This window comes from Arthrobacter sp. MDT2-3, from assembly GCF_059090465.1.
On sequence record NZ_JBNHFS010000002.1, the window covers coordinates 298,329 to 312,008 of the forward strand.

14 protein-coding genes are annotated in these 13,680 nt (G+C 65.0%); 5 read left to right on the forward strand and 9 right to left on the reverse strand.

Features of this window, described 5'->3' with window-relative positions:
* Position 1 precedes the first annotated feature (1 nt).
* The 5 genes from AC5RUQ_RS06990 to AC5RUQ_RS07010 all read right to left on the reverse strand — a co-directional run bounded on the left by AC5RUQ_RS06990 (position 2) and on the right by AC5RUQ_RS07010 (position 6,332).
* A complete protein-coding gene (locus AC5RUQ_RS06990; protein WP_493946637.1) occupies positions 2 to 1,093 on the reverse strand; it encodes an ABC transporter permease in 1,092 nt (363 codons plus the stop codon).
* A 146-nt stretch (positions 1,094 to 1,239) separates the two neighbouring features.
* A complete protein-coding gene (locus AC5RUQ_RS06995) occupies positions 1,240 to 2,871 on the reverse strand; it encodes an ABC transporter substrate-binding protein (RefSeq protein ID WP_493946638.1) in 1,632 nt (543 codons plus the stop codon).
* 237 nt (positions 2,872 to 3,108) lie between these two features.
* Positions 3,109 to 4,239, reverse strand: a complete 1,131-nt coding sequence (mnmA, locus tag AC5RUQ_RS07000; protein ID WP_493946639.1) for a tRNA 2-thiouridine(34) synthase MnmA — start codon at positions 4,237 to 4,239, stop codon at positions 3,109 to 3,111.
* A gap of 142 nt (positions 4,240 to 4,381) precedes the next feature.
* Positions 4,382 to 5,611, reverse strand: a complete 1,230-nt coding sequence (locus AC5RUQ_RS07005; RefSeq protein WP_493946640.1) for a cysteine desulfurase family protein — start codon at positions 5,609 to 5,611, stop codon at positions 4,382 to 4,384.
* A 55-nt stretch (positions 5,612 to 5,666) separates the two neighbouring features.
* The gene (locus AC5RUQ_RS07010) at positions 5,667 to 6,332 is read right to left on the reverse strand and encodes a helix-turn-helix transcriptional regulator (protein WP_493946641.1); all 666 of its coding nucleotides are present in this window, start codon (positions 6,330 to 6,332) and stop codon (positions 5,667 to 5,669) included.
* 87 nt (positions 6,333 to 6,419) lie between these two features.
* Here AC5RUQ_RS07010 and AC5RUQ_RS07015 point away from each other — a divergent pair, with 87 nt between their 5' ends.
* On the forward strand, positions 6,420 to 6,842 hold the full coding sequence (locus tag AC5RUQ_RS07015) for a hypothetical protein (protein ID WP_493946642.1): 423 nt from the start codon (positions 6,420 to 6,422) through the stop codon (positions 6,840 to 6,842).
* On the opposite strand, the gene AC5RUQ_RS07020 is transcribed toward AC5RUQ_RS07015, so the two are convergent.
* Complete coding sequence (locus tag AC5RUQ_RS07020; protein WP_493946643.1) at positions 6,839 to 7,537, reverse strand: hypothetical protein; 699 nt, start codon at positions 7,535 to 7,537, stop codon at positions 6,839 to 6,841. The genes AC5RUQ_RS07015 and AC5RUQ_RS07020 overlap by 4 nt on opposite strands.
* Positions 7,538 to 7,736: 199 nt before the next feature.
* Between AC5RUQ_RS07020 and AC5RUQ_RS07025 the strand changes: the two genes are divergently transcribed.
* The 4 genes from AC5RUQ_RS07025 (at position 7,737) to AC5RUQ_RS07040 (ending at position 10,898) form a co-directional block, all read left to right on the forward strand.
* On the forward strand, positions 7,737 to 8,681 hold the full coding sequence (locus tag AC5RUQ_RS07025) for a J domain-containing protein (protein WP_493946644.1): 945 nt from the start codon (positions 7,737 to 7,739) through the stop codon (positions 8,679 to 8,681).
* A gap of 22 nt (positions 8,682 to 8,703) precedes the next feature.
* Positions 8,704 to 9,171, forward strand: a complete 468-nt coding sequence (locus tag AC5RUQ_RS07030; RefSeq protein ID WP_493947180.1) for a tRNA (cytidine(34)-2'-O)-methyltransferase — start codon at positions 8,704 to 8,706, stop codon at positions 9,169 to 9,171.
* 232 nt (positions 9,172 to 9,403) lie between these two features.
* Positions 9,404 to 10,012 (forward strand): ECF RNA polymerase sigma factor SigK, encoded by a 609-nt coding sequence (sigK, locus tag AC5RUQ_RS07035; protein WP_493946645.1) that lies wholly within the window; start codon positions 9,404 to 9,406, stop codon positions 10,010 to 10,012.
* 1 nt (position 10,013) lies between these two features.
* Entirely contained in the window at positions 10,014 to 10,898 is an 885-nt protein-coding gene (locus AC5RUQ_RS07040; protein WP_493946646.1) for an anti-sigma factor, read from the forward strand.
* Between the two features lie 90 nt (positions 10,899 to 10,988).
* Here AC5RUQ_RS07040 and AC5RUQ_RS07045 read toward each other — a convergent pair whose 3' ends face one another.
* Genes AC5RUQ_RS07045 through AC5RUQ_RS07055 form a run of 3 tightly spaced genes read right to left on the reverse strand, consistent with a single transcriptional unit; the run spans position 10,989 to position 13,540 of the window.
* Positions 10,989 to 11,768, reverse strand: a complete 780-nt coding sequence (locus AC5RUQ_RS07045; RefSeq protein ID WP_493946647.1) for a PIG-L deacetylase family protein — start codon at positions 11,766 to 11,768, stop codon at positions 10,989 to 10,991.
* 3 nt (positions 11,769 to 11,771) lie between these two features.
* Positions 11,772 to 12,725 carry an electron transfer flavoprotein subunit alpha/FixB family protein gene (locus AC5RUQ_RS07050; RefSeq protein ID WP_493946648.1) on the reverse strand — a complete coding sequence of 318 codons (954 nt, stop codon included), beginning with the start codon at positions 12,723 to 12,725 and terminating at the stop codon, positions 11,772 to 11,774.
* 14 nt (positions 12,726 to 12,739) lie between these two features.
* Entirely contained in the window at positions 12,740 to 13,540 is an 801-nt protein-coding gene (locus tag AC5RUQ_RS07055) for an electron transfer flavoprotein subunit beta/FixA family protein (protein ID WP_163162895.1), read from the reverse strand.
* Positions 13,541 to 13,680: the final 140 nt, after the last annotated feature.

The window sequence follows — 13,680 nt, forward strand, 5'->3', positions numbered from 1 at the left end:
GTCAGTACCTCACCCGGGGATCGATCAGCGCGGCGATGATGTCCACGATGAAGTTGGTCATGGCCACGATGATGGCGAGCAGCACCACGATGCCCTGGACGGCGACGAAGTCACGCGCTGTGAGGTAGTTCGCCAGCTGGAATCCCAGGCCCTTCCACTCGAAGGTCTTCTCCGTGAGTACGGCGCCGCCGAGCATTACGGCGATCTGCAGCCCCATCACGGTGATGATCGGGATCAGGGCGGGCTTGTAGGCGTGCTTGGTGACCAGGCGGTATTCGCTCACTCCCCTGGACCGGCCGGCCTCCACGTAATCCCTGCCCAAGGTCCCGATGACGTTGGTCCGGACAAGTCGGAGGAAGATTCCGGCTGTCAGGAGCCCCAGCGCCACCGCAGGCAGAACAGCGTGGGCCATGACGTCGCTGAGCGCTGCCATGTTTCCGCTTCGGAGCGCGTCCAGCCAGTAGATCCCGGTGGGGGCCTCCAGGGATGTCAGGGCCAGTTCGCTGGATGTTTTGGCCCTGCCGGCAACCGGCAGCCAGCCCAGCCACACCGAGAAGGTCAGCTTCAGCAGCATGCCCGCGAAGAATACGGGGGTGGCGTAGCAAAGAATGGCGAAGACCCGCAGGACGGCGTCAGGCGCCTTGTCCCGGCGGTGCGCCGCGACCATGCCGAGCGGGATGCCTACCAGGAGGGCGACGAGCAGTGCGTTGATGGTTAGCTCCAGTGTTGCTGAGCCATAGGTTGAGAGCATTTCGACGACGGCCCGGTTGTCCGTGAGTGTGCGGCCGAAGTTGCCCGTGGCCAGCTGGCCGAGGTATTCGAAGTACTGGACCAGGAGGGGCCGGTCGTAGCCGGCCGCCTGGATGCGCTCCTGAAGCTGGTCGGCAGGCAGCCGCCCGCCCATGGCCGCAGTAATGGGGTCACCGGTAATCCTCATCAGGAAGAAAACCATGGTCACCAGGATGAAGATCGTGGGGAAGATCAGCAGGAAACGGATCAGGATGTACTGGCCCAGTCCCCCGCCGGAAGATTTTTTGGTGGCCGGGAGGAGGCCGTCCGCGTCGCTCGGGGGCGCGTCAATGAGTGTTGTCATGGGTACCTAAAGTTGTCGTTGCCGGCGCTGCAGCTCCAGCAGGAGTGCAGCAACCGTGACCAGCAGACGGGGCGGGACACGTGCACCTGGCTGCAGGCGCATCACGTCCCGCCCCGTGTGCGGTCAGAACCGGATGGTCGACGGACCTACTTGGACATCACGCCAAGACGGGTCTTGAACGACGCGTCCAGGGTCTTTTCGACTCCCTGGACATCCGTTCCGGCCACCATCACCTGGGCACCCTGCAGCAGCGGCAGCGTGGAGAGATCCTTGGCGATTGCTTCCTGGGCCTGGCCGAGCAGTTCGCTCCGCTCCGCCTTGTCCGTGGTTACCAGCTGCTTCTTGACGATGTCCGTTACGGCAGGGTTCTCGTAGTGGTTGCCGAGGAAGTTGCCGGGGATGAAGAACGGGGTCAGGTAGTTGTCCGCATCCGAGTAGTCCGGGAACCAGCCGAGCTGGTACACCGGGTAGGCATCCGCGCGGCGCTCCTTCGTGTAGGTGGTCCACTCCGTGGACTTGAGGTCCACGGTAAAGAGGCCGGACTTCTCGAGCTGTTCCTTCACGAGGGCATACTCGTCTGCGGCGGACGTGCCGTATCGGTCGGTGTACTGCAGCTTGAGGTCAACCGGGGAGGTGATGCCGGCGTCGGCCAGGACCTTCTTTGCCTTGTCCAGGCTGGGCTTGCCGCTGCCGTCACCGTAAAGGCTCTTCAGCGGTTCCGCAGCTCCCTCGAATTCCTTGGGGACGTAGGAATAGACGGGAGTGTAGGTGTTCTTGAAAACCTGGGAGGCGATGACGTCGCGGTCAACGAGGTGCGCGATGGCCTGGCGCACGGCCAGCGACTTCGCGGGATCGGCTTCGGGAGTCTTCGCGCCGAACGGCATGGTGTCGAAGTTGAAGACCATGTAGCGCAATTCCCCGCCGGGGCCCTTGTGGACCTTGACCTTGGAGTCCTTTTCCAGGTCGGCCACGTCGGTTGCCGTGAGGATGCGGCCTGCGACATCGATGTTGCCCTGCTGGACGTCGAGTTTCAGGTTGTTCGGGTCCGCGTAGTGCTTGAGCGTGGCGCCGTCATTGGCGGCTGCGCCCAGCATCCCTTGGTAGTCCGGGTTGGGCTTGAAGCTGACCAGCTCGTTCTTCTTGTAGCTTTCAATCGTGTACTGGCCGGCAAAGGGCTTAGCGGCGATGATGGCGTCATCGTCCATAATCTTGTCCGCGGGGAAGACTTCCTCGTCCACAATGGGTCCCGGGTTGGAGGCGAGGACGCCAGGGAACACCTGGTCGTTTCCGGCGGCGAGGGTGAACACCACCGTGTTGGGGTCCGTCGCTTCGATTTTCTCCATATTGGCCAGGAGCGAAGCGGGGCCGTTGGGATCGTCGATGGCCTTCACGCGGTTGAATGAGAAAACGACGTCGGAGGAGTCAAGGGTGTGGCCGTTGGCGAACTTCAGGTCCGGTTTAAGCTTCACAGTGAATTCGGTGGGGCTGGTGAAGGAAGCAGACTCAGCGATGTCCGGGGTGGCATCGGCGGTGCCAGGCTTGTAGTTGAGCAGGAAGGGATAGATCTGGTTCATCACCATAAACGAGCCGCCATCGTAGGAACCGGCGGGGTCCAGCGTGACGACTTTGTCAGTGGTTCCGTAGGTGATGGCCCCGCCGCCGGCATCACCGGTGGAGGTTCCGCCGCCGCCTGAGGGGCCCGTGCAGGCAGTCAATGCGAGTGCGGAGATGCCTGCCAGCGCGATCGCGCCGTGCAGTGCCTTGTTGCTCTTCGTCATCTGTGAACTTTCTGTTCGATGAATACGCGGCCCGCCGGTCGCTGCAGGGTGCCTTTGCTTCGGCGGGAGCGCGCTGTGCTGATGCCTAGATTCAATCAGAGAGTCAACCCCCAACACGGGCCATTTTGTGAGTTGAGACACAAAATTTACCTGAATGATGCGGTGCTCTCATTTGCCGGCGGCGCAGCGAAGAACGCCGCCCCGGTTGAACCGGGGCGGCGTGTGGAATGGATGGTTTTAGAGCGCGGCGCGCTGGAGTGAGCGTGCGGCGTCGATAGTGGCCTGGCCCAGTACCCGGCTGCCCTGGTAAAGGACCACGGTCTGCCCGGGGGCAACGCCCCGCAGCGGCGTAGTCAGCCGAACCACCAGTTCAGCGCCGGCACCTTCTTCCTGAGCTTCCATGCGGGCCGTCGCGGGGACCGGGTCGCCGTGCGCCCGGACCTGGGCGTAGCAGTCAAAGATCCCGCCTGTTTCCACTTCCGCAATGGGCAAGCCCGCCCAGGACACCTTGATGCCCCTGATTTCGTCAATGGCCAGCAGGGCTTCGGGACCAACCACCACCTTGTTTTCCTTGGGCCGGATCTCAAGGACAAACCGGGGCTTGCCGTCGGCGGCGGGTGTGCCCAGTTTCAGGCCGCGGCGCTGGCCCACTGTGAAGGCGTTGGCGCCGGGGTGCTCCCCCACCTTGGTACCTGTTTCGTCCACGATGTCGCCGGTGGTCATGTCGATCTTTTCGGCGAGCCAGCCGGCGGTGTCGCCGTCGGGGATGAAGCAGATGTCGTGGCTGTCGGGCTTGTTGGCCACTGAGAGTCCGCGGCGTTCAGCCTCCGCACGCACTTCAGCCTTGGAGGGTGTGTCGGCCAGCGGGAACATGGAGTGCTTGAGTTGCTCGTGGGTCAGGACGCCCAGGACGTAGCTCTGGTCCTTTGCCCAGTCAGCGGCGCGGTGCAGTTCGCGGTTGCCGTCCGCGTCCTCGATGACCTTGGCATAGTGTCCGGTGCAGACGGCATCGAAGCCCAGGGCGATCGCCTTTTCCAGCAGCGCCGCGAACTTAATACGCTCATTGCAGCGCATGCACGGGTTGGGGGTGCGGCCCGCGGCGTATTCATCGATGAAGTCCTGGACAACGTCCTCCTTGAAGCGCTCGGAGAAGTCCCACACGTAGTAGGGAATGCCCAGGACGTCGCAGGCGCGCCAGGCGTCCCGGGAGTCCTCGATGGTGCAGCAGCCGCGGCTTCCGGTCCGCAGCGTGCCGGGCATGCGGGAGAGCGCCAGGTGGACCCCGACGACGTCGTGCCCCGCCTCGACGGCGCGGGCGGCGGCGACGGCGGAATCAACTCCGCCGCTCATGGCTGCTAGGACTCGCATACTGGCTTTCTGTTGGGGGTGTTTCCGGCTCTTGTCCGTGTGGTGCCGGACGGTGCTGGCTGGACCTGCTGCCGAAAACTCAGGCAGGCTCACGGGAAACGATCTTGGCCTATCTATTCTACGGCCTCTGGCAAATGCACGGTCAGCGAGCGCCCAAACCCTGCCGGGCAACGGTACCGGCCGTCTGGATGGAGGACTCGTGGCCGGCCATTCCTGCCTGCCGCGCCCGCACGTAGGCATCGGGAAGGGCGGCCAGCAGCGCATCGACGTCCTCTGCCTTCGAGGAGTGCCCCAGAGTGAACCGCTGGGCGCCGCGCGCTGTTTCCTCGTCCAGTCCCATCGCGAGCAGCACGTGCGAGGGCCTCGGCACGCCCGCAGTGCAGGCTGACCCGGTGGACGACTCCACACCAGCCAGGTCCAAGAGGAACAGCAGGGAGTCCCCTTCGCAGCCCGGGAAGGTGAAGTGGGCATTGCCGGGGAGCCTGCCGGCGGCGGGTGCACCGCGCAGGACTGCTTCCGGCACCTGCTCGCGGACGCCTTCGATCAGCCGGTCGCGGAGTGCGGTGATGCGCTTCGATTCAGTGCCAAGGTTCGCGACGGCGGTTTCGGCCGCCGCGGCGAAGGCTGCGATGGAGGCGGTGTCCAGGGTGCCTGAGCGGACGTCCCGTTCCTGGCCTCCGCCGTGCTGGACCGGGGTGAGTTTCACCGATCTTCCGAGCAGCAGGGCGCCCACTCCTACAGGTCCGCCAATCTTGTGCCCGGAGACGGACATGGCATCCAGGCCTGATGCCTTGAAATCAACCTGCAGTGATCCGAACGCCTGGACCGCGTCGGAGTGGACGGGAACACCCACGGCGTGCGCCAGTTCCACCACGCGTTCGACGGGCTGGATGGTTCCTACCTCATTGTTCGCCCACATCACCGTCACCAGGGCGATGGTGTCCGGGTCACGGGAAAGCTCAGCCTCCAGGAACGCCAGGTCCACCAACCCGCCGCCGTCGACAGGAAGCCAGGTGACCTCGGCGCCCTCGTGCCGCTCCAGCCACTCCACCGTGTCCATCACTGCATGGTGTTCGACGGCGGAGCACAGGATGCGCCGCCGCGCGGGGTTTTCGCCGACCCGGGACCAGTACAGGCCCTTGACGGCAAGGTTGTCCGATTCGGTGCCACCGGACGTGAAGATCACCTCGGAGGGATGGGCGCCTGCCGCTGCGGCGAGGGCTTCCCGTGCATCTTCCACGGTGCGGCGTGCCCTGCGGCCGGAGCCGTGAAGGGAGGACGGATTTCCGGTGCGGGCAAGTTCACGCGTCAGGGCAGCCAACGCCTCAGGAGAAAGAGGGGTGGTGGCTGCATGGTCGAGGTAAACGGGCACCCTGTAATTCTAGCCGTCCTGCCCCACAGGTCCGGGGCCGCAGCTTTTGGCGAATTTAGGCAGGCGGCATGATCCTGGCACAGCAGTGGCCGGGCAGGTCTACAGGTGCGACGCGGTCCGAGGAGGCGTCGAAGTGGCTTGCGGCGCCCCTCAGGAAAGCACCGTTCATGGTGCACACCACCCCCGGATGCCCATCGGAAAGGCGGTGGAAAGGACAGTTTGGCAGGCGGAAACCGCCGTCGCCATCCGGCTCCGGGCGGTAGCCGGACTGCACCAGGAAGTCCTCCAGGGTCTCCGACGTTTCAGCGAGGGAGCGGCCCTTCCGGAATGACTCGGCAGGCAGGGAATCGCCGACTGGCTCACCTCCGGTGGTGGACCGTTCGATCGCAGCTGCCATCAGCTCGCCGGCGAGGTCGTAGTTCCGGTCCGGCACTGACGCCCCGATTTCACCTGCAACCGGACGGTACATCTTGGCCGGGCGGCCCGAGCCCGGCCCCGACTTCCCCGGCGGCTTGTGGAACTCAACCGCCAGCAGGCCGTCCTGCACCAGCCGGTCCAGGTGGAAGGAGACAGTGCTGCGGGGAATTCCGGTGGCACCGGCCACTTCGTCCCGGCCTACGGCTCCCGGGGAAACCGCAACGAGCTCAAAGAGCTGGCGGCGCTTTTCATCACCAAGGGAGGCGAGTGCGGCCATCCGGCCGGCCCAGGAAAGTTTGCTCATTGCCCACCAATCCAAAGTCAAGATGTATTGATTATAGACCCGTCCGGATTCTAAAATAGCATTACCTATTTTTAGAAGGAGTCAGCTGTGAAAACCACATCAGCACTGCGCGCCAACGCCACCGCAACCGTGGAGCCGGCCCGGCAGGCCTTCCTGTTGCTGCGGACCGTTTTTACCGTCGCACCCATCGTCTTCGGACTGGATAAGTTCACGAATATCCTCGCGGACTGGACCACCTACCTCGCACCGCAAGCCACGGCCCTGGTGCCGTTGCCCGCCCCAACCCTGATGTACGTCGTCGGGGTGGTGGAAATTGTTGCCGGTATCGCCGTAGCCGTCCGTCCGCAGTTCGGGTCGCTCCTCGTGGCCGCCTGGCTGGGCGGAATCATCCTCAACCTGCTGCTGCTCGGAGCCTTCTTCGACGTGGCACTTCGTGACTTTGGACTACTCGTCGGCGCCCTGGCCCTCTACCGGTTGTCCCGGCGGACCGACAAGCCCTCCCGCAGCTAGGCCGAAGGCGGCAGCACCGGCAGGAACCTGGCCACGTCATCGCGTGCCGCGGCCAGGGATGCTGGGTCCGGGCATGACACGGAAACGTAGACCGATGATTCCGCAGTTCCAAAAAGCCTGGCCAGCACCGCTGTGGCCCTGTCTCCGGCCGAGGCAGCCTGTTCCAGAACCAGCACTTCAACCGAGCGGCCCGGGGAGGAGTCATCCCCTCCCCACCGCAGCGTCCCGGCTTTGAGGTAGTCCGGCAGGATCGTGGGATCCAGGTACTGAAACAGAGCAACAGTGGACTCGTGGTCGCCGTTCCGGGCCAGCACAGACTGGCTGGTCCGGACCTTTGCGGCCACCAGGCAGCCATCCGCCTTTCGATACTGGCTTTCGCCGGCAACATCGTCCTTCACCATCGTCCAGCCGGGCGCGTCCTTCAGACCGTCCGAGATCCCCACCGGTACTCCAGGGGCCAGGATGCCGCCCGCGGAGAAGGGCAGGTCCTGCCCCGCCACTGCCTCGGCGTCATGGCCCGGAGTGATGGTGGGCGTGGCAACCACCGCCACGCTTTCCACGGGTTCCGGCGCCGCAGGGTCAGGAACGCCAACACTGCAGCCCCCGGTAAACACGGCACTCAGCACGGCAGCGGCCAGCGGCACTCTTCCCGCACGAACCCTGCGGGCCCGGCCCGCCGTCGTCGGCTTTTGCATGCGCTCCCCAGTACACTCCCTGCCCGGCCCCCGCGGCCGTCATCCCCAAGAGTCTAAACGCCGTCCCCGCCTGTCCGAATGGGCAACAGGCGGCCGGGAACCCGGAACGCCGACACGATCGTTGTCAGGGCAAGGGCCGATAAGCTGGGCCGACAGGGCTGCCCCCGCGGACTGGCCATACCGACAGAAGGATGAGTGCTTGACCGAGAGCAGCTCGCATTACCAGGTGCTTCGTGTGGCAGTCACCGCCACCGAGAAGGAAATTAAGGTGGCCTATCGGCGCGCCGCCCGCGTTGCCCACCCCGACCATGGCGGGGACGCGGCCGCTTTCCGCCGGGTCACCAGCGCCTACGAAACCCTGATTGATCCACAACGCCGGAAAGCCTACGACCGCTCCTACGCGGCCGGCACTGCCGGGGTAAACCAGGATTCGGAGCCGCACTTTGATGCACCGCCGGCGGGCAGCCGGGCTTCGGCCACCGTGCACAGGACCGGCGGCAGCCGCAACACTGCCGGAGACCCTCCGGTCTACGTTCCGCCCTACGATCCCGCGGACGGTGAGATAGTTCCCCTGATCCCGCTGGCTGAGGCTAGTCAGCAGATTCACGGCATGCCGCGGAAGCGCGGGATCTTCGGGGCCGAAGCGCGGATCCAGCGCGAGATGCGCACCGTCCAGCTCCTGACCCGCCAGGTACTCCCCGCCATACCGGCGGCGAGGCTCATCAACGGGCTCCAGTCACCGGCGGACAACAGCCACATCGACCACGCCGTGCTGTCCGGCTACCGGCTGGCGCTGATCGGCTCCATGCTTTTGCCCAAGGGCGCCTATGCCTGGGACGGCAGGACCCTGAACCACGGCGGACGCTCTGTTGCCCCGCCGCAGCTGGCGCTCGTAGTCCGTGCCATGCAGGACATTTTTCCGGAGTTGAATGTCACCGGCTGGACGGTGGTGCATAGCCCGGGCGGGAATCTTCACGAGCCGGTAATCGACCAGCATCGCCGCTCGGCCGGCGCACTGGAGACCGTCCGCGTTGTGAATGCCGCGGGCATGGTCCGGGGTCTGAAAGAGTTCCTCGCGTCCGGTCCGGCTCCGAACACTGTCAACGTTCCTGTACTGGCCAGGTTGCTGCGCGGCATGCACTGACGGCGTTGACTAGGATGGGATGGTGTTCCGCATCCTCTTCCACGCCCCCGAAATCCCCGGCAATACCGGCAACGCCATCCGCCTGGCAGCCATCACCGGCGCTGAACTGCATCTGGTGGAGCCCCTGGGATTCGACTTCTCGGACGCGAAGCTCCGCCGGGCCGGCCTCGATTACCACGACCTCGCCGTCGTCACAGTGCACCGGAGCATGGAAGCCGCCTGGCAGCACCTCCAACCGGAACGCGTTTATGCCTTTACGTCGGACGGAACCGCCAGCTACGCAGACATCGCTTACCAGCCGGGAGATGTCCTGATGTTTGGCCGGGAATCCGTGGGCCTGCCACCGGAACTGAAAACGGATTCCCACGTCACTGCCACCGTTCGGCTGCCCATGCTGCCCGCCCTGCGCTCGCTCAACCTCGCCAACGCCGCTTCCATCGCCGTCTACGAAGCCTGGCGCCAGCAGGGATTCGCCGGCGCACGGATCTAGGGCCGCGGGTCCGCTTCACTCCGCCCGGCAGGATGCTGCCGGAATGCGCCGCCAAACAATATTGGGCCCCGGCCAATCCGCCTCCGCAGCTGCGCCGAATAACTCCTGAGAACATTCCACAGCGATTAAGGAGCGGCAGGTGACACTTCTCCGGGAAGGTTCCAGGTCAGGCCACCGCATCCCCGGCGGCACTGCTAAGGATTCATCTCCTGGAGACTTATGCTTGGTAGTGATGGAAACTCCCAACGCGCCTCATTCCGAGGCTCCGGCCACGGTGGCGGAAACGCCGGCCGACGTCAACCAGCGACTTGTTGCCCTGCTGCAGCAGATAGCCGACGGCGACCGTACGGCATTCGCGGAGTTTTACCAACTGACGTCCCGGCGTGTTTACGGTATGGCGCGCAGGGTCCTCGTAGACGCTGAGCTCAGCGAGGACACGACGCAGGAGGTATTCCTGCAGGTCTGGCAGAACGCGGCCAAGTTCGATCCGGCCGCCGGCAGCCCGCTGGCGTGGCTCATGACCATTTCGCACCGGCGTGCTGTGGACAAGGTCCGGTCGTCCCAGTCGGCCACCGACCGTGAAGCCCGGTACGGTGCCAGCACCCAGGACATCGACCATGACAGCGTGTCCGACGAAGTGGGAAGCAGGCTCGAAGCAGAGGCCGTGGTCCGGTGTCTTGGCACGCTGACCGAGACGCAGCAGGAATCGGTTCGCCTCGCCTATTACGGCGGGCTCACCTACCGCGAAGTCGCAGAACGCCTGAACGCCGCAGTTCCCACCATCAAGTCCCGCATCCGCGACGGACTAATCCGCTTGAAGACCTGCCTGGGGGTGAGTTGAAATGACCGAAATGAATAACGGACGCAGCCGCTCTGGCGCCTTCGGCGATACCGTCTCTGCTGACCTCGCCTCCGGCCGTGCTGTTGACCTGGCCGAACTGTACGCTATGGATGCAGTGACGGACGAGGAACGCCGTACCATCGAGCAGTATATTTCAACGGCACCGCCGGCGGAACGGGACTCCTTCGACGAACGCGTCCGCCAAGCCAGGGAAACGCTGACGCGCACGTTCAAGGCGGAGGAAGAACCGCCGGCTGACCTTTTCGACCGGATCACAGCCCAATTGCCGGCGCAGCTGCCCGCCCATTTGCCCGCTCAGGACGCGCGCCGGGACACCGTCGCGCCCGCTCCTTCCGCCGGCTCCGCCTCCTTCCCTGGCGTCGGGGAAGATTCCAATGACGAGCTGGCCCGGGCCCGGCAGCGCCGTGAGGAACAGCGCCGTCCGGGTGGCGCCCGCCGCTGGCTCGTCGGAATCGCAGCGGCAGCAGCGATAGCCCTGGGCGGAGTTGGCGTCGGCTCCTACATTGCGGACCAGAACGACCCCCTGAACCAGGTGGTCCGTGCAGGGGACCTCCGGGAGGCCTCGGTGGACGTTGCCGGCGGCGGTACTGCCACCGTCCAGATTTCCTCGTCCCAAGACGCAGCCGTTGTCAGGATGAAAGACGTTCCTGCTCCGCCCGAGGGCAAGGTTTACCAGATGTGGCTGATTCCCAAGGACGGGTCAGCACCTGTCTCGCAGGGGCTGATGGACGCGGAAGCACTCTCCAAACCCGCAGTAGTGGAGGGAATCTCCTCTGCCGCAGCGCTCGGGATCACCGTCGAGCCCGTCGGCGGCTCCGAGTCCCCCACCCTGCCCACCGTCGCCGCCGCCCCCTTGGACGCGTAGCACCGGCCAGCAAAGCATCACAAAGGCGCCCAGCGGAAATCCGGAATGAAAGCCGCGGGGCGCCTTTTGTGTATTCAGAACACCGGTCCCCTAGAAACCAGCTATGGTTCCGGGCCCGTTGACCGCTACTACATGGAACGCTTCAGCGCTGTGCCCGGCGGGAAGCCCGGCACGGGCAGCATTGGCGTGCATGCCCTGGCGTACTGCTGATTCCATGGCCTCGACGTCCGGGTGCTGGCTGACGTGTACATGGATGGCGTCGAGTTTGGCGTCCACGTGCTCGGTGACATCAACGAAGTGGTTTTCCCGTTCGTCCGGCCCCGCGTACAGCCAGAGCCACGGAAGCTTGTACGCCTCCAGCCCGGCCTCGGCGAGTTCGGGGTAGGCGAACGGATTTTCCAGCGCCGGATAAACCGCGCGTGTCACGGCCTCCCCCACGGCAAGGTGGTCCGGATGGCTTTTCTGGATCCGCCGCCAGTTCCGTTCCGGATGCATAGCAAGTACGACGTCGGGACGAATTTCGCGGATGAGCTTCACCACTCCACGCATCACCTCGTGCGACGGTTCGAGGTAGCCGTCACGCTGATGGAGGTAGTGGATGTCGGTCACCCCGACCAGTTCGGCAGCGCGGCGCTGTTCGGCGTCGCGCATGGCAATGATGTCCGCCCGGTGCGCCGGGTCGAAACCGCCCGCGTCGCCGTCGGTCATGATGCAGTAGCTGACCTGCACACCTGCCGCCGTCCAGGCCGCGATGGTGCCGGCAGCACCGAAATCGATGTCGTCCGGGTGGGCCGCAAAACAGAGCACCCGTCCAATCCGGTCCGTGGCCGGGTTGAACGGGCTCTCCGCCTGCGCAGTGAAGGCAGCCAATAATCAGCCTTTACGCTTCTTGATTTCTGCAGTGGCCTGCGGGAGGACATCGAAGAGGTCCCCGACTATGCCGAAGTCCGCGATCTCGAACACGGGGGACTCGGCGTCCTTGTTCACCGCGACAATGACCTTTGCGGTCTGCATGCCGGCCTTCTGCTGGATGGCACCGGAGATACCTGCGGAAATATACAGCTGCGGGGAAACGGTCTTGCCGGTCTGCCCCACCTGGGCGTCATGGCTGATCCAGCCGGCGTCGGTGGCTGCACGTGAGGCTCCCACGGCCGCTCCCAGTGCGTCTGCGAGTTCCTCGACGGGTCCAAAGTCGCCGTCGAGGCCGCGTCCGCCGGCCACCACGATCCGGGCGTCGGTCAGGTCCGGGCGGCCGCTGGCAACCTTCTGCTCGCGGGCGGTGATCCGGGCCGCGGCTTCAGTGCTGCCCACCGGAACGTCAACCGTGACGGTTTCCGGCGTGCTCGGTGCGGCAGCCGGCTCCGGGACCACGTTGTTGGCCTTGAGGGTCAGCACGGACACGGGCGTGGTGGTTTTGCACGCGGTGTTATAGGAACCGGCGAGAACCGACTTGTGGGCTGTTCCGTCAGGGTCCACGGCGACAACGTCGGTAATAACACCGGCGTTAAGGCGGATTCCCAGGCGGGCGGCAATTTCCTTGCCCTCCGGAGAGTTGTCGAGCAGCACGGTGGCGGCCCCGGTGCTTTGCGCTGCGGCCGCAAGGTAAGCGGCCTTGGGTGCCACAAGGTAGTCGTCCAGGTCCTGCGCGGAGGGGCGAAGGACAGCGCTGACGCCGTACTCGCCGAAAGCAGCTGCTACGTCGTTGTGCAGTTCCCCGTTCAGGGCAACAACGCTTTCCCCTAGGGAACGTGCCAGCGTCAGCAGCTCAAGGCTGCTCTTCTTGAGCGAGTTGCCGGGGTTGTCAATAAAAACAAGTACTTTTGCCATGTCGATGTTCCCTCTTAGAGCAGCTTCTGGGCGGCCAGGAAGTCAACCAGCTTGATGCCGGCGTCGCCTTCGTCGGTGATGATGGTGCCGGCGGTGCGCGGCGGCCGTTCCTCGGCATTGGTCACTGTGGTCCACGAACCTGCGTGCCCCACCTGGGCGGGATCCACTCCAATGTCGGCGAGGGACAGGGTGGTGATGGACTTGCGCTTGGCGGCGATGATGCCCTTGAAGTTGGGGTACCGCGGCTCGTTGATCTGATCCGTCACCGACACCAGCGCCGGGAGGGCTGCCTCGACGGTTTCCGAGCTCGTGTCCGCGTCGCGCCGCGCCACGAGCCGTCCGCCGTCCACCTCCAGGGAGGAAGCGAACGTGACCTGGGGAAGGCCAAGGCGTTCGGCCAGCTGCGCGGGGACCAGGGAGGTCTCGCCGTCGGTGGAGGCCATACCGGTAATGATCAGGTCCACGGGCGCATCCTGGCCCAGGTACCGGACAGCTGCCGAAAGTGCCAGTGACGTGGCCGCCGCGTCGGAGCCTGCCAGGGCATCGTCCGTCAGGTGCACGCCCTCGGTGGCGCCCATCTGAAGGGACTTCTTGACCGAGTTGACCGCACCGGCGGGGCCCATGCTCAGCGCGATGACCTGGTTGCCCGCCTTGCTGCCGCCGCGCGCCTCTGCCAGCTGCAGTGCCGCCTCGAGGGCATATTCGTCCAGCTCGGACAGGATGCTTTCATCACGGTCCGTCGTGTAGCCCTCCCCGTTGAGGTGACGGTCGAACTGGGCGTCCGGTACATGCTTGACCAGGACGATGATCTTCAATGTCTTTTCCACTGTATCGACAGCAGCCTTCCATGCTTGTGGACAGCCAGCCGGGTAGGGTCATGGCCGCGGAATGCCCGGCGTACGGGTAGCTCCTAGCTAACCATATAGGCGCACCTGTGCGCCGTCTTCCGTTAACG